Annotated in this window: 20 protein-coding genes; 8 read left to right on the forward strand and 12 right to left on the reverse strand. The window is 69.1% G+C overall.

What is annotated here, in order from left to right; genetic code table 11:
* Window positions 1-8: 8 nt before the first annotated feature.
* The 3 genes from ACQPZQ_RS29005 to ACQPZQ_RS29015 form a co-directional block, all read right to left on the reverse strand.
* Complete coding sequence (locus tag ACQPZQ_RS29005) at window positions 9-830, reverse strand: helix-turn-helix domain-containing protein (RefSeq protein ID WP_433285921.1); 822 nt, start codon at window positions 828-830, stop codon at window positions 9-11.
* Window positions 831-997: 167 nt separating this feature from the next.
* On the reverse strand, window positions 998-1906 hold the full coding sequence (locus tag ACQPZQ_RS29010; RefSeq protein WP_433285923.1) for a GNAT family N-acetyltransferase: 909 nt from the start codon (window positions 1904-1906) through the stop codon (window positions 998-1000).
* A gap of 20 nt (window positions 1907-1926) precedes the next feature.
* Window positions 1927-3123 carry a nitroreductase family protein gene (locus ACQPZQ_RS29015; protein WP_433285925.1) on the reverse strand — a complete coding sequence of 399 codons (1197 nt, stop codon included), beginning with the start codon at window positions 3121-3123 and terminating at the stop codon, window positions 1927-1929.
* Window positions 3124-3799: 676 nt separating this feature from the next.
* On the opposite strand from ACQPZQ_RS29015, the gene ACQPZQ_RS29020 reads away from it, so the two are divergent.
* Window positions 3800-4180, forward strand: coding sequence for a hypothetical protein (locus ACQPZQ_RS29020; protein WP_433285927.1), 381 nt, complete (start codon window positions 3800-3802; stop codon window positions 4178-4180).
* A 10-nt stretch (window positions 4181-4190) separates the two neighbouring features.
* Here the strand turns inward: ACQPZQ_RS29020 and ACQPZQ_RS29025 are convergent, their stop codons facing one another.
* The 6 genes from ACQPZQ_RS29025 to ACQPZQ_RS29050 all read right to left on the reverse strand — a co-directional run bounded on the left by ACQPZQ_RS29025 (window position 4191) and on the right by ACQPZQ_RS29050 (window position 8895).
* Window positions 4191-4586 carry a DUF5313 family protein gene (locus ACQPZQ_RS29025; protein WP_433285929.1) on the reverse strand — a complete coding sequence of 132 codons (396 nt, stop codon included), beginning with the start codon at window positions 4584-4586 and terminating at the stop codon, window positions 4191-4193.
* Window positions 4587-4665: 79 nt separating this feature from the next.
* On the reverse strand, window positions 4666-5643 hold the full coding sequence (locus ACQPZQ_RS29030) for a biotin-dependent carboxyltransferase family protein (protein ID WP_433285931.1): 978 nt from the start codon (window positions 5641-5643) through the stop codon (window positions 4666-4668).
* Window positions 5640-6530 (reverse strand): 5-oxoprolinase subunit B family protein, encoded by an 891-nt coding sequence (locus ACQPZQ_RS29035; protein WP_433285933.1) that lies wholly within the window; start codon window positions 6528-6530, stop codon window positions 5640-5642. Before ACQPZQ_RS29035 ends, ACQPZQ_RS29030 begins: the two co-directional genes overlap by 4 nt.
* A 13-nt stretch (window positions 6531-6543) precedes the next feature.
* A complete protein-coding gene (locus ACQPZQ_RS29040; protein WP_433285935.1) occupies window positions 6544-7902 on the reverse strand; it encodes an acetyl-CoA carboxylase biotin carboxylase subunit in 1359 nt (452 codons plus the stop codon).
* The gene (locus tag ACQPZQ_RS29045) at window positions 7899-8159 is read right to left on the reverse strand and encodes an acetyl-CoA carboxylase (protein ID WP_433285937.1); all 261 of its coding nucleotides are present in this window, start codon (window positions 8157-8159) and stop codon (window positions 7899-7901) included. The genes ACQPZQ_RS29040 and ACQPZQ_RS29045 overlap by 4 nt, the downstream gene beginning before the upstream one ends.
* Window positions 8160-8169: 10 nt before the next feature.
* Window positions 8170-8895 carry a LamB/YcsF family protein gene (locus ACQPZQ_RS29050; protein WP_433285939.1) on the reverse strand — a complete coding sequence of 242 codons (726 nt, stop codon included), beginning with the start codon at window positions 8893-8895 and terminating at the stop codon, window positions 8170-8172.
* Window positions 8896-9364: 469 nt separating this feature from the next.
* Between ACQPZQ_RS29050 and ACQPZQ_RS29055 the strand changes: the two genes are divergently transcribed.
* Complete coding sequence (locus ACQPZQ_RS29055; protein ID WP_433285941.1) at window positions 9365-12166, forward strand: helix-turn-helix transcriptional regulator; 2802 nt, start codon at window positions 9365-9367, stop codon at window positions 12164-12166.
* Between the two features lie 137 nt (window positions 12167-12303).
* The gene (locus ACQPZQ_RS29060) at window positions 12304-13587 is read left to right on the forward strand and encodes an MFS transporter (protein ID WP_433285943.1); all 1284 of its coding nucleotides are present in this window, start codon (window positions 12304-12306) and stop codon (window positions 13585-13587) included.
* Between the two features lie 4 nt (window positions 13588-13591).
* Here ACQPZQ_RS29060 and ACQPZQ_RS29065 read toward each other — a convergent pair whose 3' ends face one another.
* On the reverse strand, window positions 13592-14332 hold the full coding sequence (locus ACQPZQ_RS29065; protein ID WP_433285945.1) for a hypothetical protein: 741 nt from the start codon (window positions 14330-14332) through the stop codon (window positions 13592-13594).
* 277 nt (window positions 14333-14609) lie between these two features.
* On the opposite strand from ACQPZQ_RS29065, the gene ACQPZQ_RS29070 reads away from it, so the two are divergent.
* The 3 genes from ACQPZQ_RS29070 (at window position 14610) to ACQPZQ_RS29080 (ending at window position 17944) form a co-directional block, all read left to right on the forward strand.
* The gene (locus tag ACQPZQ_RS29070; RefSeq protein ID WP_433285947.1) at window positions 14610-17129 is read left to right on the forward strand and encodes a DUF4118 domain-containing protein; all 2520 of its coding nucleotides are present in this window, start codon (window positions 14610-14612) and stop codon (window positions 17127-17129) included.
* A gap of 184 nt (window positions 17130-17313) precedes the next feature.
* Complete coding sequence (locus tag ACQPZQ_RS29075; protein WP_433285949.1) at window positions 17314-17472, forward strand: hypothetical protein; 159 nt, start codon at window positions 17314-17316, stop codon at window positions 17470-17472.
* A 208-nt stretch (window positions 17473-17680) separates the two neighbouring features.
* Window positions 17681-17944, forward strand: coding sequence for a hypothetical protein (locus ACQPZQ_RS29080; protein ID WP_433285952.1), 264 nt, complete (start codon window positions 17681-17683; stop codon window positions 17942-17944).
* A 93-nt stretch (window positions 17945-18037) separates the two neighbouring features.
* Here the strand turns inward: ACQPZQ_RS29080 and ACQPZQ_RS29085 are convergent, their stop codons facing one another.
* Together ACQPZQ_RS29085 and ACQPZQ_RS29090 are read right to left on the reverse strand one after the other, a co-directional pair.
* Window positions 18038-19297 carry a Zn-dependent hydrolase gene (locus tag ACQPZQ_RS29085; RefSeq protein ID WP_433285953.1) on the reverse strand — a complete coding sequence of 420 codons (1260 nt, stop codon included), beginning with the start codon at window positions 19295-19297 and terminating at the stop codon, window positions 18038-18040.
* Between the two features lie 73 nt (window positions 19298-19370).
* Window positions 19371-20927, reverse strand: coding sequence for a GMC family oxidoreductase (locus ACQPZQ_RS29090; protein WP_433285954.1), 1557 nt, complete (start codon window positions 20925-20927; stop codon window positions 19371-19373).
* 202 nt (window positions 20928-21129) lie between these two features.
* Here ACQPZQ_RS29090 and ACQPZQ_RS29095 point away from each other — a divergent pair, with 202 nt between their 5' ends.
* Both ACQPZQ_RS29095 and ACQPZQ_RS29100 read left to right on the forward strand, forming a co-directional pair.
* A complete protein-coding gene (locus ACQPZQ_RS29095) occupies window positions 21130-22260 on the forward strand; it encodes an LLM class flavin-dependent oxidoreductase (RefSeq protein WP_433285956.1) in 1131 nt (376 codons plus the stop codon).
* Between the two features lie 276 nt (window positions 22261-22536).
* The gene (locus ACQPZQ_RS29100; RefSeq protein ID WP_433285958.1) at window positions 22537-23937 is read left to right on the forward strand and encodes a purine-cytosine permease family protein; all 1401 of its coding nucleotides are present in this window, start codon (window positions 22537-22539) and stop codon (window positions 23935-23937) included.
* Window positions 23938-23975 lie beyond the last annotated feature (38 nt).

Below are 23975 nucleotides of genomic sequence, written 5' to 3' on the forward strand. Positions count from 1 at the left end.
TGCACGTCTCACGCGCAGTGGCGACGCCGGTACTGCGATGGACTCATACCCGTGGCCTGCCGGAAACTGGTGCTCAGATGCTGAACGTGACTGAAACCGCACTCGATCGCGATCGACGTGATACTGCTTTCGCCCTGCGCGATACGACGGGTGGCTTCCTCCAGTCGAAGCGTGCGCACATAACGCAACGGGGTCTGTCCGACGCTGCGCTGGAACGCGCGGATGAAGTGCCGTTGACTGAACCCGGCGATTCCGGCGAGCTCGTCGATCGTGACCCGCCGGGCGAGCTCGGTTCTGATGTGCTCCTGGACCCGACGCAGGCTGGCTGCGGGAAGACCCTCGGTGCCGCCGGTTGACCGATCGGTGGTGCCCGCCAGTAGGGAGAGCTGGGCCAGCGACTGCATCGCCCAGCCATCGAGGCACAGTGCGAACAGATCATCGGGGCACGGAATCAGCTCGGCGAGATCACGGAGACCACTGGTCATCGCCTCGTGCTCGAAGGCCATCATGGGCCTGGTCGGCACCTCGACGCCCCGAGTCGCCAGCGGCACCGGACTGAGAAACACGATCGCGTAGTGGCAGATCGCATCCACCGAGAACTCTCCGACGACTCCGGTCCCGGAGGGGACGAAGCACAGGAGACGATCGGTTGCCGAGACGGCCGCTTCGACACCGTGGCCCGCGACGTTCACCCGCAACCCGTGGACGCCCTCACGCAGCCAGATGAGCACGTGCGACGGTTGGCGGAATCGCCACGTGATGGTGCCGTCCGAGCGGCGACTCAACAGTTCCATCCGGGCGTGCCGCGCGCCCGCCACGGTCGCGTCCACCAGTTCGCCTCCGACCTGGCGGTAGCTACCTCGAGCGGGCCTCATCGTCGCCCTGCAAGGTGATCCCGAGGCGGGCACAGCCGGTCACCCTCGCGAGGATCGGTGCTCATTTTCTCCTCCCCCGAACGTTCAGCACGTGAATCGGGCAGTCGCGCCGGGCGTTGGTCTCACAGATCCCGCCGGCGCGCCAAGCTCCAGTACCCGGCGGTCCTCTTCATTCCCAGCCTGTGACACAGGCGCACCATTGCTTCGTTCGAATCGTCGTTGACGAGCGTGACCTCCCGGACTCCCATCTGCCAGGCATCCAGCAGCGACGCGGACAGCAACGCTTCCGCCACGCCTCGACGCCGGCACCCGGGATCCACACCGATGAAAGCGATGTGCCAGGCATCGATGTTGGTCCCAGGCGCCAGGATCGTGACGCCACACGCCCGATTGAACCCTTCCCGCGCCTCTGCCAGAACAACGCGAGCGCTGTCAGGAATCAAGTGGGAGGCTTCCCCCGGATCGAAGCCATGGACGTTCTCACTCGGAACGGCAAGGCCGGCCATGCACGTGCGAATGAACTCCGTGACGGCCGTCCTCTCTGCCACCGGTTCGACGAACCTGATCTGGACTTGAGCGAGATCCACCGCATACGCCGTGCGGTCCAGCAACTCCGACAGCTGATCGGACAGGTCATGCCGCCAGACCGAGCTGTGGTTCGTCACGACGAATCCGAACCGCTCAGCGAACTCGCGACCACCGGGGAGATCATCGCGGATCGCACACATGGCCGATTCCGCATCACTCTGCTGCTCGAGGTGTTCGAGCAGCATGCCGGCAAGCTCTGCGCCGATACCGCGGCCCCGCTCTGCTTCCGCCACGGCGACGAGGCCGGAGACCGTGCCCGGAAAAGCCGGTTCGGCCGCCAGCTCGGCCGCACCGATCACCACGCCGTCTCGTTCCACCACGATCGCGATGTCCGCCTTCTCGGCATCGCCCGCGGTCAGCCGGTCGACCAGCCGGGGGCGTATACCAAGAACACTCGTCTCCAGCAATAGCTCGACGACCGCGCCGAGATCGTCGAGCTGCATCGGTCGTATCACGTGCGTATTCACCGGCCCGCTTCCGCGAGGCGCTTGATGCCGTCCAGCGTGAGGCGAAGGTTCTCGCGGACGCGGAGTAAACGGCCTGTGATGATCGCCTCGGCCTGATCGGGATTCAGCCCGGCAGCGACGGAGGTGCCCGAATCGTTGGCACACATCACCATCGAATGACACAGCCTGGTGCCTGCGGCGACGAGCGGTTGGAGCGTGAAGCGCCATTGCGCCCATGGCTTCTCCGCTGTCGGGCCCACGTTGTAGGCGAAAGCACGGCCGGGCTCCCAGCGAACGACATGGCACGGGGTCTCCCAGGTCATGGGGCCGGCAGACGCGCTGAACAGGTCGTTGATCGCCGGGTGACCGGTGTCGTACGTCATGTTGAATCCGCGGAACGTACTTCCCGGCCCCGGACGCTGACCATGGTCCCAACTCGCGGTGACCGCTTCCTCGCTGAACTTTCCGGGCAGGGTGATGTCGGCGACCAGGTCCCACAGTCGCCCTGGTGTGGCATCGATGTCGACGTCGAGGCTCACTCCGCGCCCTTCGCCCGGGTGGGCACGCTGTGCGAGGGGAATCTTCAGGTCGGTGAAGCCCCAATGATCGAAGTAGGTGACATCGGCGGCCGGGCGGCGCGGGGCCCGATGGAAACCGCCGCCCGTGCTGTACGCGACCGGGAACAGAACCACCTGCGTGACGCCGCCAGGGATGCCGAGCAACTCGGCGACCTGGGCGGCGCGCTGTAGATGCATCGTCGTCCATGCGGTACCGATCTCGCGCGACCTGGCGGCAAGACAGAAGCTCCATGCAGCCTGGATGACCGAGTCGAACAGGCCCGGCCCGCCGCTGCCGTCGTGCGCCCCGTAGATGGATGCAATGACCAGCACGGGCACACGTTCCAGCTTCTCAGCCAGGTGGACAGCAGATCGGACCACCCGTGCACCACGTTCGTCGGCCCTCGCCGCCAGTTGGTTGAGTTGCGCGATGCCCGCTTCCCAGTACTGTTCGGCAATCTTCCTTTTCAGGTCCGGGTCCCGGACGATCAGCCAACGGCGGCTCTCCTGATTCGCCCCGGATGGCGCCTGCTCCGCCACGTCGATCATGCGCAGCAGGATCTCGTCGGGCACCGCCCTTTCGAGATCGAGGCGCTTGCGCACAGCCCGAGTGGTACTGAGAAGCTCGTCGACCTGCCCGACATCGAATTCACTCACGTTGGTCGCTCTTCCATATCCGTCGTGGGCAGGACCGTCCCGCATATCGCGCTCGGTACGACGCCTCGCTGCGCCCGGCCGTCGACAACGATCGTGATGGCAGCCGACTCGCCCATCACCGGGTACCCCCTACAAACCCGGTGACGGCGCTCGAAGACAGCTCAGTGGAGGCAGTGCCATCTCAATCCGAAGGACGACATGATTCGAACGGCGACACGTCTACATACTTCCTTTTGGTATCTCCGACAGCAAAGGCGGCGGGGCACCTAGTAGTGAAAGTAACAGGCGGCAGGATCGCCGAATGATGTCCGGTATCACCCGAACCAGAGGACTGATGGACCAGTGGGTCGCCACCATCCGGGCGACGACCCACTGGGGCCGGGCAGGATGAATGCGTCTGTGACCATATCTGCTCGAACGCATCTTTCCGAGGCATAGCGTGGGCCGGCCCGGCTGAACATCGCGGAGAACGGCGCTACCCACGCCGCGATCAGCAAGAAATGGAAGCCCACCCGATACCTGCCAGCATCACCTCGAAGACTCCCGGCAGCACCCGAGGATGACGTCCGCTGGCGGTGATGCGCGGGGCACGCGCGCTCGCGATGCTGCTCCTGCAGAGCAGAGACCCGTCACGCACCTCGCGCGGACGGCCGGAGAAGGTGGGGAGGTCGGCGGCATGAGCCAGCAGCAAACCCGGAGCCAGGCGCGCGGCTCGACCGACCACGCCTTGGCGCACTGGCTGGCCGCAGAGGACGAGGGCGAGGACGCCGGCCGGCTCGACCCCGACAACCGGCTCACGTGCCATGTTCACGGCCGGTGGATCCACCAGTGCGTATCGTCACCGCTGCACGTCAACCCGGTGACGCGACACCGCTGGTGTCGCGACTGTGAGACGGAGATGACCGTCGCCGTCGACGAACTCGCGCGAACGGTGACCATGCGATGCCCACGCTGCAACCAGGGCGGCAGCGCGGCTACCGCCCGGCTGTTGGCGGCCTGCCGTGCCAGCCTCAGCCACGTCAGCAGCAAGAAGGCCCGCCCCCGACTCGTAGCGTGACTCGCCCGGGTCATGCTCCCGGGCGATAGCGTGCCGCGTACCGCGCCGCGGCCGCAGCGCGCTCATCCGAGGTGGAGTCGTCCCGTACCGCCTGCGCGTAGCCGGGCGGGTAGCCGGCCTTACGGACCCGGTGTTCCACGGACTCCTGCATGTTGAACAGGGCGTACTGCAGCGCCACCAACCAGCCCAGGAGGATCCCGACCAACCGGATCCACAGCGGTCCGGGCACGATCAGCAGGACCGGGACGGCCACGAGGCTCATCTGGACGAAGGCACGGGCGAAGTGCCGCAGCTGCCAGGTCCGGCAGGTGGCGTCATGGAGCACCCAGGTGCGGTAGCGGGGCGGGAGACCGCCGCCGAGCGCGTACCAGAGCCAGCGCGCCACACCCGGCCGCCGTGGTGTCATGGCGCCACGGTAGGCAGGCGACCGGCATGTGACCGCCACCCGAGATCGCGTCGCGATGCGTGCCGCGACCGGCGCAGCCTCATCCCGGGCTCGACGAAAGGGCCTCCACCAACCGGCCGGTGCGGGCTCGGTAGTCGGCCCGCGCGGCCAGGGCGCCGTCCAGATCGACCGCGACGAACCGGGTGCGGGTGTTGGGCGCCGACTGCGCGACCATGTCGAGGTCACCGGACAGGACGGTGGCGACCATCATGTAGCCACCGCCCGAGACCGCGTCGCGATGCAGGATGATCGGCTCGACACTGCCGGGCACCTGGATCGAACCGATCGGATACGGCGCGTCCACGATGTTGGACGGGTCCTGCCCCGCACCGAACGGCGCTTCGCGCTCGACGGTCTCCAGCTCGGCGCCCTTGTAGCGGAAGCCGATGCGGTCGGCCACCGGTGTGAGCGTCCATGTGGTGCCGAGGAAGCTCTCCCGTCCCGCGGCGGTGAGGCGGTGATCGTAGAGGCCCATCATCACGCGGACCTCGACGTCCTTGGAGTAGGACGGCCGCAGGTCGAGCGGCACGCTGCGGCCGGGCTTCGCACCGGATGACGAGCCGACGGGGAGCTTGTCGCCGGTCTGCAGGGGGCGCCCCGCGAAACCGCCGAGGGCACCGAGGCCGTAGGTGGAGCGGCTGCCGAGTACCTGGGGCACGTCGATTCCGCCCGAGACGGCGAGGTAGGCGCGCGCGCCCGCCGTCAGGTAGCCGAAGTCGAGCACGTCGCCCGCGGCCACGGGGAAGGACTCCCACAGGAGCCGCTCCTCGCCGCCCACCCGCGGTGTCATGCTCGCGCCCGCCACCGCGACGACCGCCGACTCCTCGAATGCGAGCTCCGGCCCCATGTAGACGATCTCCAGGGCCGCGGCACCCGCCGGGTTGCCGACGAGCAGGTTGGCGGCCCGCAGGGAGTACTGGTCGAGCGCCCCCGACGGCGGGATGCCGACGTCGTAGTACCCGGTACGGCCGGCGTCCTGGACGGTCGTGGACAGGCCGGGCTTGCGTACCTCGATCACCGCAGCACCTCCAGCAGCCGGGCGTTGTAGCCGTCGGGGTCGTCGAGGAACTCCTGCAGCGCGAACTCAGCCGGGGCCGTCCGGATCCGGAACGTCCCCGCCTCGACCTCGGCGACGTGGGTGTCGTACTGCTCGCGGTCGATCGGGGTGTACTTCACGATGTCACCGGGCCGGAAGAACACCATGAAGTCGGTGAAGTCGGGCAGCTGCTGGGTGGGGTCGTAGATCGGAGCCGGGGTGATGCCGAACATCTGGTAGCCGCCCGCGCCGCGCACCGAGTAGATGCAGGCGAAGCAGCCGCCGTAGCCGACGGTCTGCTTCGGGGTGTCGGTACGCGGGCGCAGGTACTTGGGCACGATGATCGCCCGTTCCCGAGGCACCATCTGGAACTTGAACGGCAGGCCCGCCACGAACCCGACCATGGAGACGAACCACGGCGAGCCGGCGTGGGCGTCGATGAACTCCTCCACCGATGCGTAGCCGTTGATCCGTGCGGCGTACTCGATGTCGGTGGCGTCGGGATCCTGGTGGCGGTCGCGGAAACGCATGAGCGTCTCCGTGGTCCACGGGTCCCGATAGAAGACCGGGATCTCGACGACCCGGGTGGGGAGCGCGATGTCGTGCGCGTCGCCGACCTGCTTCTCCAGATCCTGAAGCAGCCCCAGCAGCTTGTGTGGCTCGAGCACGTCCGGGTCGTAGCGAACCTGGTAGGACGCATTGGCCGGGCAGATCTCCAGCACGCCCTCGGGGTGGTTCTCGCGCAATGCCTTCGTGATGGCCATGACGCGGAAGTTGGTCTGGAGACTCATCTCCTCGGCCAGCTCCACGAACACGAACTCGTCGCCGCCCCAGCTGTAGCGGGCGGCCTGCACGTTCGTCACCGTCACGTCGCCGCCTCTTTCACGTCGCTGCCTCTTTCCGTTCGCCCAACCAGTGCTCCAGCGCGCCGGTGTGGAAATCCGCCGCGGCGAACCAGTCCTGCCCGAGGATCTCCGCGCCCAGCGCAGCGGTGGTCGGCACTCCCTCCACGGCGAACTCCCCCAACGCGCGTCGCCCGCGCCGGATCGCCGTCTCCCGGTCCTCTCCCCAGACGACGACCTTCGCGAGCAGCGAGTCGTAGAAGGGTGGAACCGTGCCACCAGGCTCCAGCCAGGTGTCGACGCGAACCCAGGGCCCTGCCGGAAGCACCAGCCGTTCGATCTTGCCCGGCGAGGGCATGAAGTCCTTCTCGGGGTCCTCGGCGCACACCCGGAACTCGATCGCCGAGCCGCGCGCGACGATCGCGCCCTGCGCGAATCGCAGCGGCTCCCCCGCCGCTATCCGGAGCTGCTCGGCCACGATGTCGATGCCGGTGATCAGCTCGGTGGTCGGGTGTTCCACCTGGATGCGGGTGTTCATCTCGATGAAGAAGAACTCGCCCGTCTCGTCGTCGACGAGGAACTCGGCGGTGCCCGCGCTGCTGTAGCCGACCTCCCGGGCGAGCCGCACGGCCGCGGCGGTCATGGCCTGCCGCACGCCGTCGTCGATACCGGGGGCGACGGCCTCCTCCACGACCTTCTGCCTGCGGCGTTGGAGCGAGCACTCGCGTTCGAACAGATGCACGACGTCCTGTCCGTCGCCGAGCACCTGCACCTCGACGTGCCGGGCGCGACGGAGGAACCGCTCGAGGTACATCGCACCGTCGCCGAAGGCGCTGGCTGCCTCCTTCGACGCAGCGGGGAACGCCGAGCGCAGCCCTACCTCGTCCGTGACGACACGGATGCCACGTCCACCACCGCCCGCCGCGGCCTTGAGCATGATCGGATAGCCGATCTCGGCGGCCGCCTTGGCCGCGGCGTCGACGTCCGCGACGCCGCCCGGCGTGCCGGGCACCGTCGGGACACCCGCCGCAGCGGCCACCTGGCGGGCCCGCACCTTGTCGCCCATCTGCTCGATCACCGCGGCCGACGGGCCGACGAAGGCGAGGCCCGCGTCGGCGACCGCTGCGGCGAACGACGCCCGCTCGGAGAGGAACCCGTAGCCGGGGTGCACGGCGTCGGAGCCGGTCTCCCGGGCGGCGTCGAGGATGGCGTCGGCGAGCAGGTAGCTCTTACCGGCAGGCGGCGGTCCGATCTCGACGGCGGCATCGGCCAGCCGGACGTGTGGGGCCTGCGCGTCGGCCGTGCTGTGCACAGCCACGGTGGAGATACCCAGGTCACGGGCTGCACGAACGATGCGGACCGCGATCTCGCCGCGGTTGGCGACGAGCAGGCGCTTCACCCCTGCCCGTCCGCGGATGCCTCGATGATCGCGACCGGCTGGCCGGCGTCGACCACGTCCTCGTTCTCCACCAGGAACTCCACGACCGTGCCCGCCGCACCCGCGGACACCTGGTGGAAGGACTTCATGACCTCGACGAGGCAGACGGTGTCGTCCTCGCCGACGGTCTGGCCCTCGGCGGCGAACGGGTCGCTCTCCGGGTCGGGCCTCCGGTAGAACACGCCGGGGATCGGCGAGACGACCTCGTGCCGGGCCATGGGGCTCCTCTCAGGCTGACATGTGCGGGCGCAGAGCTTCGTGGACGGCCTTGGCGACGTCCACGGCGTTCGGGGTGTCGGAGTGCACGCAGACGCAGTCGGCACGCACCGGGATCTCGGAGCCGTCGACGGCCGTGGCGACCCCGTCGGTCACCGCGCGCACCGCTCCCCGCGCCGACGCGGCCGGGTCGAACGGCTGGTGCACGCGCGTGATGATCAGCGAGCCGTCGGGGCGGTAGTCGAGGTCGGCGTAGTACTCGGAGATGAACCCCGCACTCCGCGCACCCCAGACCTGCTCGTGCACCGTGCCCGCCATGCCCATGAGCGGCACGCCGAAGACGTCGGCGGCGTCGGCGAGAGCCTCGGCGACCTCCGGGTCACGCGCCGCCATCCCGTACAGGGAGCCGTGGGCCTTGATGTGGTTGAGCTCCATGCCCTGGCCGCGTAGGAAGCCTGACAAGGCGCCGACCTGGTAGACGACGGCCGCGGTGAGCTCGTCGCGCTCCAGCTTCATCTCACGGCGGCCGAAGCCCTCGCGGTCGGGCAGCGACGGATGGGCTCCGACCCGGACGCCGTGCTCCTTGGCCAGCGCCACGGTCTGCTGCATCACGCGCGGGTCCGAGGCGTGGAAGCCGCAGGCCACGTTGGCGACGGTGATCCACGGCATCAAGCCCTCGTCGTCGCCGCAGCGATAGATGCTGAATGCCTCGCCCATGTCGCAGTTGATGTCCACCATGCCGACCTCCTCCCTTCAGGCAGTTCCGCCATCCTTGCCCACTGCGCGGAGCCCCGCCACACCCGCTGCGGGCCCCACGCGTCACAGTCGGGCAGACATCGCCACGAACGGCACGAAAGATCAGGTCGCCGGCCGATGCACCGCGCGGCCTCCGTGCGCACCACCCGGGAACTCGACTCGCGCTCCGATCACCGCCGGAGCCTCGGCGAGCCGACCTGCAGCATCTGCAGCGTGAACGGGTGCTGGTACGACCTCCCCCCTCGCGAGGTCGTACCAGCACCGGACGCCCGAGGCTGCCAGCCGCCGGAAGCCGCGCGCATCGCACGGCTCCGCCACCATCGAGTCGAGCGCCCTGCCGGTGTGACGCACGACCAGGGCGGAAGAACCGGCGCCGACCGCTTGTCGTGAGTGCCGAGGGGAGGTGGCGATGGCAGGGGCAGACGCACACGGAGCTCGATCGTGCTCTCCCGTGGTCGTCCTCCACGGCAGGGAGACGGAGCTCGCTGCCCTCCGCCAGGCGTTCGACCAGCTCGTGCGGGGGCGCGGCGGCGTGATCCTCATCGACGGCGAGGCCGGCATCGGCAAGACCAGCCTGCTCGCCGCCGCGGCCGCGGAGGCCCGGGAGAGGGAGATCGAGATCCTCTCCGGCGGAGGCAGCCCGGCGTCCCGAACCGTCCCCCTGAGTGTGCTGCTCAGCGCCCTGGCGCCCCGCGCGGGGGCTGTGTTCGGCTCATTGCGCGATTGTCTGGCCGAGCACGAACCCGCGCAGCGGCTCTGGCTGCTGTGGGAGATCACCCAGCTTCTCGAGGCCGAGGCGATCCGCCGTCCGGTGATGATCGCGCTCGACGACCTCCACTGGGCCGACGAGTCCACGCTGACAATGGTGGCCTGGGTGTCGAAGATGCTGAGCTCACACAGAATCCTGTGGCTGCTGGCCTTCCGCCGGGACGAAGGCGGGAGATCGCTCGCGGAGTGGGTCACCCACGTCGCCGGACCCGGCTCCTCCCGGATGACCCTCGGTCCGCTGGCGTCCGCAGCGGTCGCCGCCATTGCCGCCGACACGCTGAACGGGCGCCCGGACACGGCCCTCCTCCAGCTTCTGGATCGGGTCCGCGGGAACCCCTTCATGCTCGTCGAGCTACTGCGAGGGCTCGCCGAGGAGTCGTTGGTGGAGAAGCGCGACGACGTCGTCGCTCTCGCCGGAGCGATCCTGCCCCGCCGCTTCGTCGGATCGATCGAGGACCATCTCAACCGGCTGCCGCACGAGGCCCATGCAGTCCTGGAGATGGCCTCCGTCCTGGGCCGCTGGTTCTCGCTCGACGAGCTCGCAGACATGCTCGACCGCCCTGCCACCGACCTGATGCCGGTTCTGCGCAACGCGATCACAGCCGGCCTGATCGTCGACGAGTCAGGGCGTCTGAGCTTCCGCCACGACCTCGTCCGCGAGGCGGTACGGACGATGTTGCCCAGCTCCATCACCACCGCGCTGCAACGCCGGGCCGTCGAGGTGATGGTGCGCCACGGGGCCGCACCGGCCGACGTGGCACCGCTGGTCATGGAGCTCGCGGCTCCCGGCGACCCGGCCGCCGTCGAGCTCCTCGTAGAGGCGAGCCGGTCGATCGGGCGCTCGTCGCCGTCGGTCGCGGTGCCACTGAGCAGGCGCGCGCTGGACCTGATGCCGCAGGGCGATCCGTCCCGCCCGCGGGTCGTCAGCGAGACGATCGACCTCCTCCTTCGCGCAGCGCACCTCGCAGAGGCGCAGAGGCTGCTGGTCACGCACGCGCGCGAGTTGGCGGCCACCGCCACAGAGGTGAGGACGCGACTCGACCTCGGGGCGGCCACGCTTCCGTACACCCCCGTCGTCAGCGCGGAACAGGCCCGCTCCTGCCTGCGCCGCCGGAACCTGTCGCCAACCCTCGAGACCGAGGCACTCGCGCTCCTCTCCTTCTCCCTCGAGCTCACCGACGATCGGGTCGAGGCGATGGAAGCGGCGAGGCACGCCGTCGCCCGTGCCACTTGGGTCGACGTCGATGCGGACACGAGAGATCTCGCCCGGCAGGCGCTGGCGATGCAGCTCATCGCGCGGGGGGCTTTTCATGAGGCGACGGCGATCGTCGACGACACGGTGCGGCCGGACGGTCGGACCGATCTCCCGAGCGGCTCGCTCAACAGAGCCTCCGCCTGGCGGGCCCTCGTTTTGACCTGCGCGCTGCGCCTGGACGATGCGCTCGCGGTGATCGACCACGGCATCAAGGTCGCGACCGACGAAGCGAGCCCGACGCACTCCCGCGTGTGGTCCATGCTCCGCAGCCGCGCGCTGTTCGCTGCAGGACGCCTCGGAGACGCGCAGGCGGAGGCCGAAGCGTTGCTGGAGATGGCGGAGATCGACGGCGACGACAAGGTCACCGGCGGCTACCTCGAGGGCGTGACCGCCCATGTGCTGGGCGGGGTCGCACTGCACACCGGCCTCGCGGCAGACCTCGCTCTGGCTCGCCGTCTCACGCTCCGTCTCGTCGAATCGCCCGTCGCGCCGACCCGCCGCCTGGGTCGAGCGCTGCGCGCCAGGCTCGATGACGCGGCCGACAGGCCCGGCGCCTGCGTGGTCGACGTGGCCGACATCGACCCGCTGGCATCCGGCATGCTGCCGGTCGGTGATCCGCGGTCAGCGTCCGATGCCCCGGCTCTGGTTGCGCTACTGCTGCGGGCCGAACGGCACAGCGACGCCGAGTCCGTGGTGCACAACGTCGAGTCAGTCGCCCGATCCCGGCCCGGGTTCCCGTTCCTGCGCGCCTCCGCCCTCCACGCACGCGCTGTCCTCGACCAGCGGGCCGACCTCGCGGTGGAAGCTGCGCTCCTGCACGAGCACGACCCGCGACCGCTCGTGCGCGCCGCAGCGCTGGAGGACGCCGGCCGTCTCTCCGGTCTCACCGACGCCCAGGTGGCCGTTGCCCACCTGGATCGGGCACTCACGCTCTACCTCCGTGCGGACGCCCACCGTGACGCGGCCCGCGTGCGCAAACTGCTCCGGACCCACGGGGTGCGGCGCTCGGCAGGCCGTGAGCAGCGTTCGGCCTGGCCCGAGCTGACCACATCCGAGTCGGCAGTGCTGCGACTGGTCGTCGAAGGCGCGACCAACCGCGAGGTGGCCACAGCGCTGTTCATTTCTCCCCACACGGTCAACGCCCACCTCCGGCACATCTTCGGCAAGCTCGGGATCAACTCCAGAATGGAGCTGGTCCGAATGGCCGCGGAACGGAAACGGACGAATTGACATATCTGCGCGCTTGCGCCCCGGCATCGACAGCGACTATTCCGCCTGATGAAGTGGGGCCGTTCGACGGACTCGAGGGGGATGGCGTCATGGGAGTTTCGAGGTGTCGGCCGAGCCCGGCATTCGGCCGACTCGGCATGTTGGCGACGGTCGGCGCAGGCATTGCCATCGAGGTGTACGACCTGGGCATCTACGCCACATTTTCCGTATTCTTCGCCTCACAGTTCTTCGCCAGCGGTGACGCAGGAAGCGACCTGATCAGCACGCTGGCCGTCTTCGCCGTGGGGTTCGTCGCCCGCCCCTTCGGCGGCCTCTTCTTCGGGTGGATGGCCGACCAGGTCGGACGGCAACCCGCCATGACTCTCTCCGTCGTCACCGCCGCAGCGGGCAGCCTGATCATCGGGGTCAGCCCGACGGCCACCACGATCGGCATCGGTGCACCGATCGTCCTGCTCCTGGCCAGGCTCATCCAGGGATTCGCCCAGGGCGGTGAGCTGCCGGCGGCACAGACCTACCTCGCCGAGGTCTCGCCTGCGTCCCGGCGCGGCCGGTGGTCCAGCCTGAACTACGTCTCCGGCTCGCTCGGTGGCCTCTTCGCCACCGCTCTGGGCGCGGTTCTCGCCACGCTGCTCAGCCGCTCCGACATGGTGACCTTCGGCTGGCGGATCCCGTTCCTGCTGGGCGGCGTCCTCGGGCTGTTCGGCACCGTCATGCGAAGACGACTGGACGAGACGCCGATCTTCACCAGTACTGCCACCCCGGGCCGGCGCACCTCACCGTGGCGGCAGATGTGCGCCCGGCCTGTGCTTCTGCTCCAGGTGATCGGCCTCACCGCAGGCGTGACCGTGGCCTTCTACACATGGGGCGCGGCCGTCCTGCCGTTCGCCATCGAGCAACGACACACGAACCCAGCCGCCGCCCTCTGGGCAACCGCCGCCGCCACCGTGCCGTTCGCCGTGAGCCTGCCGTTGTGGGGAGCAGCCGCCGACCGCGTCGGGCGCCGCCCGATACTGCTGGTCAGCATGATCTCGTCCGCCGTGTTGCTCTTCCCCCTGCAAGGGCTGATCCAGGGCCAGGCATGGCAGCTCTTCGTGGCAGCGGCCGTCGCAACCGTGCTGATCGGCGGCACCCTCTCCATCCTCCCGGCCCTGTTCGCCGAGCTCTTCCCCACCGGCATCCGCGCGCTGGGCCTGGCCATCCCCTACTCGCTGACGGTCGCAGCATTCGGCGGCACCGCGCCCTACCTGCAGGCCTACCTGGGACAGCACGACGCCACCGCGGCCTTCTACTGGTGGGTGATCGTGCTGATCGCGATCACGGTGGTCACGGTCGTGTTCTCGCCGGAGACCCGCAGCCGCGAGCTGAACGCCGTCGGGTCCGCTCCGGCGCGCAGCGCGGCTCACGCCCCCGACGGCCCCTAGCCGGCTACCGCGACGCGAGATGCTGCATCAATACCTGTGTCTTGGTCGTCTGCTGCCGTGACATCACGATCCGCCGGTCGGCGATGAGCTCGCGCAGGCCTGCGGCTACTCGGTGAGAGCGGGTCGGGCGGCATTTCACCGACAGCTCGACGACGTGCGAACCGTCCGGATAGATCCACGACTCCACGTCGATGCGATTCTCGAACTTCCCCGAGGTCAACCGCACCACGTTCACCGGACCGAGAACCACCAGATCATCGATGTGGAATCCATCGCCGGCAGCGGCGCGAAGGAGCGCGCGTTGCCTCCTCGAGAGCAGGCGCTGGGCGGGGTGCCGCCGTCCGATCGAGTCCAGCACCATCCCGGCGCGCAGGCGCCGCTTGATCGACGCCGACCAGATCGCCACATCGGGGAGAACGTCCAGCTCCAGTTCAAGGCCTCGAACACGCCTTCTGACCTGCGGCTCCGTGTGGCGCAGCTTCACGACGACATCCTCGTCGACGCCGTCGGTCACGCGGGTCCGCACGATGATGCCGCGCCGGTGCAGCGCGAGGTCCGGCGTGTCCAGGTAGTGGACGAGCCGGAGCTGCGGCCGATCAACTCTCACGTCGAGCACGGACAGGGCCTGTTCGAGCTCGACGTCCAGGATGGTCTTCAGCTCGACCCGGTCCACGCGTCGACCCGCTCCCAGCGCAGCTGTCAACGAGCCCCACGGCACGGTCGGGTCGGCCGGTCGAATACTCACAACCGCAGCCTCCCCGCGCTCTCCCCGGCTAAACCGGAGTACAAGCGCTCTCCGGACCCCGCACGCCCGAATCTTGACGAACTTCCTCGAACCTGGGCTGATCAACCGGCCAGGCGGGGTAGCCCACTGACCCGATCGCCCCTAAACCGTGGCGTCGTTAGGAAATCGTCAAAGTTCCTTTCCCGGAGACTCCGGCAGTCGCATGCTGTCGAACCCTCGACTTCGCTGCCATCGGGCGCGAGGTGATCGCGAGCAAGAGAGCAGTCGAGGTGAAGTCATGGGTACGCGCGGCGAGCTGAGGATCTACCTCGGGGCGGCGCCCGGCGTCGGCAAGACCTACGCGATGCTCGGTGAGGCCCACCGTCGCGCGGGGCGCGGCACCGTCGTCGTCGTGGGCCTGGTCGAGCCCCACGGGCGCTCGAAGACCGCCGCCTTGATCGAGGGACTGGAAGTACTCCCCCGCCGCCGGCTCACGCACCGCGGTGTCGTCCTCACCGAGCTCGACGTCGATGCCGTGCTCGCCCGGGCGCCGCAGGTCGTGCTCGTGGACGAGCTGGCGCACACCAATGCACCCGGTTCGCGGAACGCGAAGCGCTGGCAGGACGTGGAGGAGATTCTCGACGCCGGCATCACCGTGCTCACGACGCTCAACATTCAGCACCTGGAGTCGCTCAACGACGTGATCGAGCGGATCACCGGCGTGCACCAGCGGGAGACCGTGCCCGACGAGGTCGTACGCCGCGCCGAGCAGGTCGAGCTCGTGGACATCACCCCCGAGGCACTGCGGCGCCGGTTGGCGCACGGCAACGTCTACCCGGCCGAGAAGGTCGACGCGGCGATGGCCAACTACTTCCAGCCCCGCAACCTCACGGCGCTGCGCGAGATGGCACTGCTGTGGGTGGCCGACGAGGTCGAGGTCGCACTGCAGCGCTACCGCACCGACCAGCACGTGAGCGACGTCTGGGAGACCCGCGAGCGGGTCGTGGTGGCGTTGACCGGCGGGCCGGAGAGCGAGACCGTGCTGCGCCGGGCCGCCCGTATCGCCAAGCGCTCCAGCTCGGCCGACCTGTTCGCGGTGCACGTCCTGCGCGGCGACGGGCTGGTCACCGCACCGGTCAGCGCACTCGCGAACCTGCGCCGCCTCGCCGAGGACGTCGGAGCCTCGTTCCACACCGTGGTCGGTGACGACGTGCCTGCAGCTCTGCTCGACTTCGCCCGCGGCGTCGACGCCACCCAGCTCGTGCTGGGCACCTCCCGCCGGTCCCGCGCGGCCCGCCTGCTGATCGAGGGCATCGGCACGCGCGTGGTGCAGCGCTCGGGGCAGATCGACGTCCACATGGTCAACCACCCCGAGGCCGGCCGAGGCATCCGGCTGCCCCACCGGTTCAGCGCCGTCTCCCTCACCCGCCGCGCCACGGGATGGGCACTCGGCTTGGTCCTGCCGGTGGCCGCAACCGCGGCCGGAATACTCGGCCAGGGTGTGTTCGGCCTGTCCACCGACGTCGTGTTGTTCTTCCTCGCCACGGTGGTCGTCGCGCTCGTCGGCGGGCTCGGCCCCGCCCTGTTCGCGGCCGGTGCGGGTGCCCTGCTGCTCAACTTCTTCCTCACCCCGCCGCTGTACACGCTCACGATCGCCGAACGGGAGAACGTGATCACCCTGGTGGCGATGGTTCTGGTCGCGGTACTGGTGGCCCTCGTCGTCGACCGGGCCGCGCGGCGCGCCCAGCAAGCCGCCGCCGCAGGGTCCGAGGCGGCGCTGCTCGCGTCGCTCTCACGCACGGTGCTCACCCGCCCCGAACCGCTCCCGCGGCTGCTGGACAAGCTGCGCGAGGCGTTCGGGCTGACGACGGTGGCGATCCTCGAACGCCAGGACGGGCACTGGACGACGTCCGCATGTTCCGGCCCGCCGGACTGCGCGCGCCCCGAGCAGGCCGACGTCGACGTGGCGGTCGAACCCGACGTGCACCTCGTCGGCCGCGGCACCCCGCTGCCTGCCGCTGACCAGCGCTTACTCGAAGCGGTCGGCGGTCAGGCGCTGCTCGCCCTGCGCAACCAGCAGGCCACGCGCGAGGTGGCCGAGGCGCACCGACGGGCCGACGCGACCGAGCTGCGCAGCGCACTGCTGTCCGCCCTCGGCCATGATCTGCGCACTCCGCTGGCATCGATCAAGGCGTCGGCCAACAGCTTGCGTGACCGCGATCTCCGGCTGTCCGAGCACGACAGCTCGGAGCTCGCGGCAACGATCGAGGAATCGGCCGACCGGCTCACCGCGGTGGTGAACAACCTGCTCGACTCCTCGCGCATCGCGACCGGGGCCGTGGCACCGGAGCTGCGTCCGGTCGGGCTCGACGAGGTGGCGCTGCTGGCGATGCGTGGACTCGACCCGACGTACCGGCCGACGGAGCGCGTCGGGCTCGAGATCGACGAGCGGCTCCCTGCGGTGCTCGCCGACCCCGGCCTGCTCGAACGGGTCGTCGTCAACGTCGTGGACAACGCGCTGCGCCACGGCGCCGGCGCCCCCGTCAAGCTACGGGCGAGCAAGTATGCCGACATGGTCGAGCTACGCGTCGTCGACTCCGGTCCCGGGGTGCCCGCCGACCGGCTCAACCGGATGTTCTCCCCGTTCCAGCGCCTCGGCGACCGCGGGAACAGCGGGCTCGGCCTCGGGCTGAGCGTGGCGCGCGGCTTCACCGAGGCCATGGGCGGCACCATCACCGCGGAGGACACACCGGGCGGTGGGCTCACCATCGTGATCAGCCTGCCCGCCGCCCCGCATCCCGCAGCCTTGACCTCGTAATCCGCTCCCATCGGTCTGATCGGACGTCAAGAACGCGCAGGGATCTCCACCTCGGGCGTCAACATGCTGCCGATGCGCCTTCCGGGCGCCAGGCCCCGCCGCGCACCCTCACCTGGCGGACGCCGGCGGCTCGCCCAGGGCCGATTCACGCCGACCTCTGGCCGCATTACCACGGGAGCCACCCATGACCAGCTCGCACGTTCTCCTCGCCGTGCTGCTCAGCGGCTACTCGACCATCGCGGTCCTCAGCGCTCGTGCGGTCCTGCGTGAACGGCGCGGGAGACGACGCAAGCACCCGCTGCAGGTGGGAGCCGGCAGCCATCGGGCGCCGACCAGACCCTGATAGCACCACGTCGTCTGGTTTCGGGCAGGATCCGTTTGAACGACGTCAAGGAAGGTACTCAGTCGCTGCCGGCGGCGAGACGCTGTCCGGAGCGCGAGAACGCGCGTGACGGTCCGAGAGGTGAATTTCCATGTGTGCCGACTCTGCTCCATCCAGGGAGCGGACAGCTGAATTCGTCCTGCACCGGCCTCTGGGACTGACGGCGGGCGTGGCCCGGCGGCTCCACGTGTACGTCGATGACGAGCGAGCCGCGGACCTACACGTCGGCGCGACGACGCGCATGCCGGTGGAGGCAGGCCCCCACCTGCTGCGGGTTCGCTGCTTCCCCCTGATCGGCGCCGATCTGCCGGTCATCCTCGCCCCCCACGAGACCCTGCAGGTAGCGATCTACATCGACGCGTTCCGCGAGCTGAAGATCGACATCGCAGCTGTCGCCGCACCGGCGCGACCGCAGGGGACGACCGGACGCTGACACGGTCGAGGCAGGGCGCTGCCTCGCGGTACGCATATCCGACGTGCCCGGGCCGCCTCACCGAGGTGGCCCGGGCTCGGTCGCGGCGGGAAGCTACTCGGTGGCGAGTGCGTGGACCGTCGCCAGGAGCACGTTCGCCCCGGCCTCGACGTCCTCCCAGGTGGTCAGCTCGGCCGGCGAGTGGCTTCGCCCGTCGACGCTCGGCACGAAGATCATGCCCGTGGGCGCGAGCCTCGCCACGTTCTGTGCATCGTGCCCGGCACCGGACGGCAGGTTCAGGGTCTTCCTGCCCTGGTCAGCCGCCACCGTCGCCACGAGATCCTGCATCCGCGGGTTCAGCGGCACCGGGTCCGTGATGCTCTCGCGGGTGTAGCTCATCTCCAGGCCATGGCGGTCGGCGACGTCACGCGCCGCGGCCACGATGGCCTCCTCCAACTCGAGGATCCGATTGCGATCGGAGTCGCGGAAGTCCAGCTGGACGCGGGCGAGGCCCGGCACGACGTTCGCCCCGCCGGGCTCCACGTGGAGGATGCCGCACGTGGCGACGGCGGTCTCGCTGACCGACCGGGCCGCCTCCGGCAGGCGCACCACCAGATCACCGGCGCCGCGCAGCGCGTCGCGCCGCAGCGGCATCGGTGTGGTGCCGGCGTGGTCCTGGCGGCCGCGGAACTCGATGTGGCCACCTCCCATCCCCACGATCGCCGTGACCACCCCGATCCCGGCTCCGGCCGACTCGAGCACCGAGCCCTGCTCGATGTGCAGCTCGACGTAGGCGTGGACGTCCCCGGGGCGCACCGCCGTCCCGGTCGCCGCGGCAGGGTCCCAGCCCATGCCCGCCAGCGCGTCGACCAGCAGGTCGCCGTCGCGCCCGCTCAGGCGGGCGAGCTCGTCCGCTGTGAAGCCGTGCGCCACGGCCGTCGAGCCGAGCAGGTGGTGGTAGCAGCCTTCTTCGTCGGCGAAGACCACGGCCTCGACCGGACGCCGCAGGGGCACGTCCTCCTCGGCCAGCCTGCGCACCACCTCCAGCGCGGCCAGCGACCCGAGCGCACCGTCGAAGCGGCCGCCTTCGGGCACGCTGTCCAGATGCGAGCCCGCCCAGACCGGGGCCGTGCCGACGGCCGCGTCCCGAGCCTCCAGCCGTATGAAGACATTGCCGATGCCGTCGGTGCGCAGCGCCAGCCCGGCCTGCTCGCACTCGTTGACGAGCCAGGCCCGCACCTGCCGATCAGCCTCGGAGAAGCTCGTTCGGCTGACGCCGCCGCTCGCCGTGGCGCCGTAGCCGGCGACATGCTCGAGGTCGCGACGCAACCGCGCCGCCGAGACGGTGGGCACGGGAGTCCCGGAACTGGTCATGCACGCTCCTGAGTGGTCTGGTCGTCGACGCCCGACTCCGCGCGCCGACGGGTGCAACCCGTATATACGCTGATCATGGCGACATCAGCACCTTGACCGGATCACGACCGGTGATCAAGTCGACCGCTCGTTCGGCGATGGCGCAGACCGTGGCGTTGGTGTTGGCGGAGACGATCGACGGCATCACCGACGCGTCGGCGACCCGGAGCCCGTCGATCCCGCGCACCCGAAGCTCCGGATCGACGACGGCCATCTCGTCGACGCCCATCCGGCAGGTCCCGACGTAGTGGAAGTAGGGCATCAGGCTCGCCGCCAGATAGGAGTGCACAGCAGCGAGGTCGCCGGCATCCGGAGCGGCAGGCACCTCTTCGCCACGCCACGGCGCGAGAAACTCGGCGTTTCCGATCTCGCGGGCGAGCCGCAGGCCGTCGGTTATCGTCGCGACGTCGTGATCGTCGGCGAGGTAGTTCGGATCCACCAGCGGCGCGACCGTGGCATCCGCGCTCGTCAGCCGAAGCGACCCACGGCTGTGCGGGGTGATCGCGGAGAAGGCGATCGTGTAGCCGACGGCAGGCCCGGGGAGGGCAGGGGGGCGGATGGGCACGCTGACGAAGAGGATCTGCAGATCAGGGGCATCGAGAGCGAGAGCGCTGCGCACCAGTCCGAGCGCCTCACTCGGCGGGTTGCCGGGCATCGCCTGCACCGAGCGCTTCGCGCTGTAGGTCACCATCGCCAACGGGTGGTCGTGCAGGTTCGCGCCGACCCCGGGCAGGTCGTGCACGACGTCGACGCCGACCTCCCGGAGATGCTCCGCCTGCCCGATACCCGAGAGCAGCAACAGCTGCGCCGAACCGATCGTGCCCGCGGTGAGCACCACCTCTCGGGAGCACTCCGCGGAGATCATCGTGTTGCCGACCGAGTAGTCGACCCCGGTGCACCGACCGCCTTCCAGCCGGAGCCGATGCACCAGGGCGTCAGTGACGACGTCCAGGTTCGGCCGATCCAGGACCGGCCGCAGGTAGGCGTCGGCAACGCTCTGCCGGACCCCGTCCACAATGGTGTTGTCGCACCAGCCGAACCCCTCCTCCAGCCCGCTGCTCACGTCGTCGGCCGGCGGGTGCCCCACCTGGATAGCGGCTGCGACGCACGCGGCAAGAACCGGATTGCGCTCGGCCGACACAGACACGGTCATCGGCCCGTCCGTGCCCCGGGTCCGAGGATCACGTTTCTCGGCGCGCTCGGTGCGTCGGAAGTAGGGAAGAAGGTCGGCGAACCGCCACCCCGTGGCCCCGGCTGCCTCCCACGCGTCGTAGCTCGAGCGATGCCCGCGCAGGAAGTTCAATCCGTTGATGCTCGATGATCCGCCGAGACAGCGGCCCCGCGACAGCAGGTGTGGCTCACCGGTGAATTCCTGGACGACGGACGTCGTGGCCCAGTCGGCCGAGGTCCCGAGCAGCGTGAACCAGGACGTCGGAGCCGCCATCGCCTCCAACGGCTCCCGCGCCCCCGCCTCGAGCAGAAGAACCCGGGTGTCCTCGTTCTCCGACAATCGGGAAGCGAGCACGCAACCGGCCGTTCCGGCTCCCACAACAAGGTAGTCGTAGGCCGGCACTTCCCATCGACGGTTCATGATCTCACCGTCGCAGAATCGACCGGAGCGCGACAAGGCATCAGCAGTCAACATTGTCGTAAACTGAGCGTCCAGCGCACGCCAGCTGTACTCAGAACCGGCCTGTCGGGCAGCCTAGCCATAGCACCGGAACCTCCCGAAACTGTTGACGAACAGAGTTATCGGGCCCTAGTGACGACCGGTCGGTGACGACTGACTCTGCGTGACCCGCCCCGCGGAGCACGTCGTCGTGGCACCGGTCACATTGCAGCACCAAAAACATATGGATACTGTTCTGGATTCAAACGGATACGAATCTTCCGCCCAGGGGGCTTCGATGAAGCTCGGAACATCACTCCGGTTCGTCTTTCCCACGTCGCCGGAAACCTTCGAACATTTTCGGGTTGCACTCGCGGCATTACCGCCCGGCGGCTTCATCGAACGGCCCATGGGGGCGATGTCCACCCGCGAACAGGCAACGAACCTGCTCGCTGTCGCAACCGCGGCCCACGATGCGGGCCTGGACATGTTGGTCGTCGGCGACAGTCATGCCGTTCCGCCGGCTTACGCCAATGCCTTCTCCCCGGTTCCCACGCTTGCCCGCCTGATGCCCGTAACGGGAAACATGACGCTCGGGGCGGTGCTGCTGGCCCCGTTCTACGATCCGATCCTGTCGGCAGAGCAGATCGGCACGATCGCCGCATTCTCCGAAGCGCCACTGGTGGTCATTCTGGCGCTCGGGCAAGGCAAGGGCCGGTTCGCCGCCTTCGGCATGGCCGAGCGCACCCGCGTGGGCCGCACCGAGGAGTTCGTCGCCGCGTTGCGAGCCCTGCTGACCGGCGAGCCGGTGACCATGAAGGGCCGCTACCACCGGCTGAGCCACGTGCAGACCGGGCCGCTACCGCGTGTGCCCGTCTCGCTCTGGCTCGCAGGCACGGTGCGTGCCGCCGCCGAGCGGGCCGGGCGGCTCGGCGACGGCTGGCTGGCCGGCCAGAACTCGACCCGCGCGGAGCTCGCGGAGCAGTTGGACGCATATCGGGAGGCGGCCGTCCGCCATGGGCGCACGCCGCTGCCCGTGCTTCGCCGTGACATCTACGTCGGCGAATCAGACCGCGAGGCGGAAAGCGTGGTGAATCGGATCCTCGCGGAGGGCTACCGCGGCGGAGGCATGGATCGGCTGCTCGTCGGATCCGCCGAGTCGGTGGTGCAGCAACTCGAGGAGTACCGCGCCATCGGCTTCGACCACGCGCTCGTACGGCACATCGTGGGCGACCACGCTCTGATGCTGCGATCGTTCGAGCGGATCGGAAAGGACGTGCTGCCGCGGCTGCACGCCCTTGAGCCGCTGGCGTAGCCGAAACCCGACGGCACGGGAACCACGCCCCCCACCATCGCCCCGGCCGGCATGCGGAGTCGGCACCGCAACCCACCGGACAATTCAGTCATTTCGCCCGAGATCCTTGACAACCCCGATGTAGTTGACCAAGGGTAACGAAGACAATCGGCTCCGGCGGAGCCCTTCTGAGAACGAGTCCGACCGGCCCACAGCCGACTCGCCCGGAGGTCTTCATTGGTGAATACCGATCGTTTCGAGGAGTCGTTGCGGCCACGATTCCGCCAGCCGCGAGGCGTGGAGCAACGCGGAATCGAACCGGTTCCCGAAGAAGCGCGCACCACCCACTGGAGCGACATATTCTCGATCGTATTCAACTTCCTGGTGAACCCCGGGATGATTCTGATCGGCGGTCTCGCCGTCGCCGGCGGTCTGTCGTTCTGGGGCGCGGTCATCGCTGTCACGCTGGGCATCGCCGTGGCGTTCGTGCCCTACATCATCGTGGCGACGATCGGCGTCGACTACGGCGTCCCGGGCCAGGTGAGCACCCGGATGACGTACGGGGTGATCGGTTCCCGCTGGATAGCGTCCCTGCTGCGGGTGGCCGTCACGACATTCCAGTTCGCCTTCCAGACGATCGCCGGCGCACTGGCGATCGTCGCGGTCCTTCATGCATGGCTGGGGATCTCGCTCCCCCTCGTGCCGACGAGCCTCGTCTTCGCCGCGTTCCAAGTGCTCATCGCCACCATGGGCTACGGCCCACTGAAACACCTTTCTCGCATTGCATTACCACTGAAGGTCATCGTCCTCGGATTCTCGCTGTACCTGCTCGTATCGCATGACGCTCCGGGCTTCCACCCGAGCGAGGTCTTCTCGTTCAACGGCTCGTCGACGCTGGGCTGGATCGGGATCGCCGTGTGGGCGAACTCCGTGGCAGCGGCATGGCTGACGATGGTGACCGACGCAGCCGACTTCTGCCGCTACTCCCGCACACGTGCCGACATGTGGATCGGCACGATGGCGGCCGCGATCCTCGGGGCTCTGCTGTCGGCGGTGCTCGGGGCGTACGGGGCGGCGGCCACGCTGGGCACGGTCTCCAACCCCTTCGACGTGATCTCGGGGATCACCACGTCGGGCGTGGTGTTCGTCGCGCTCCTGATCGTGGTGGTGCTCGACAACTGGACGATCAACGTCCTGAACCTCTATACGGGCGGCCTCGCGATCGTGAACATGATCCCGAGGCTGGGACGGTTCTGGTCCACCGTGGTCGCGAGCGCCATCGGCATCGCCATCTCCGCGTTCCCCGCGATCATCGACGGGTTCAACACCATCTCCGGTGTGGCCATCGGTTGCCTGTTCGCCCCGATCGCGGGAGTGCTGGTCGCCGACTACGTCGTGGTCAAACGGTGGCGTATCGACGTGCCGCAACTCTTCGTACACGGGGGCCGGTACTGGTATCTGCGTGGCACCAACCCGGTGGCGGTCCTGTCCACCGCAATCGGAGCAGGCTTGTACTTCCTCCTACCGGAGGCGGTGCTGCGATGTCTCGTCACCCCGATCCTGACCGGGCTGGTGTTCGTCGTGATCACACGACTGCTCGTCACGCGGTTCGAATGGGCGCGTGTGGCAGCCGAGCCGATCTCGGCACCGGCGCGCGCCGCGGCCGCCGAGGACGCAGGCGCCGCAGTCCGGCCCTGACCCGAGCCGCCGCGGCACAGGAGGAGAAAGGTAAAGGC

The organism is Pseudonocardia sp. CA-142604, assembly GCF_050948475.1.
GTDB classification, from domain to species: Bacteria; Actinomycetota; Actinomycetes; order Mycobacteriales; family Pseudonocardiaceae; genus Pseudonocardia; species Pseudonocardia alaniniphila.

What these genes read in the sequence shown, in the direction of transcription:
- ACQPZQ_RS29025 (WP_433285929.1), bottom strand. Translation starts at nt 4,586, where the DNA reads ATGACACCACGGCGGCCGGGTGTGGCGCGCTGGCTCTGGTACGCGCTC.
- ACQPZQ_RS29045 (WP_433285937.1), bottom strand. Translation starts at nt 8,159, where the DNA reads ATGGCCCGGCACGAGGTCGTCTCGCCGATCCCCGGCGTGTTCTACCGG.
- ACQPZQ_RS29020 (WP_433285927.1), top strand. Translation starts at nt 3,800, where the DNA reads ATGAGCCAGCAGCAAACCCGGAGCCAGGCGCGCGGCTCGACCGACCAC.
- ACQPZQ_RS29070 (WP_433285947.1), top strand. Translation starts at nt 14,610, where the DNA reads ATGGGTACGCGCGGCGAGCTGAGGATCTACCTCGGGGCGGCGCCCGGC.
- ACQPZQ_RS29060 (WP_433285943.1), top strand. Translation starts at nt 12,304, where the DNA reads ATGTTGGCGACGGTCGGCGCAGGCATTGCCATCGAGGTGTACGACCTG.
- ACQPZQ_RS29010 (WP_433285923.1), bottom strand. Translation starts at nt 1,906, where the DNA reads ATGCAGCTCGACGATCTCGGCGCGGTCGTCGAGCTATTGCTGGAGACG.
- ACQPZQ_RS29050 (WP_433285939.1), bottom strand. Translation starts at nt 8,895, where the DNA reads ATGGTGGACATCAACTGCGACATGGGCGAGGCATTCAGCATCTATCGC.
- ACQPZQ_RS29090 (WP_433285954.1), bottom strand. Translation starts at nt 20,927, where the DNA reads ATGAACCGTCGATGGGAAGTGCCGGCCTACGACTACCTTGTTGTGGGA.
- ACQPZQ_RS29075 (WP_433285949.1), top strand. Translation starts at nt 17,314, where the DNA reads ATGACCAGCTCGCACGTTCTCCTCGCCGTGCTGCTCAGCGGCTACTCG.
- ACQPZQ_RS29085 (WP_433285953.1), bottom strand. Translation starts at nt 19,297, where the DNA reads ATGACCAGTTCCGGGACTCCCGTGCCCACCGTCTCGGCGGCGCGGTTG.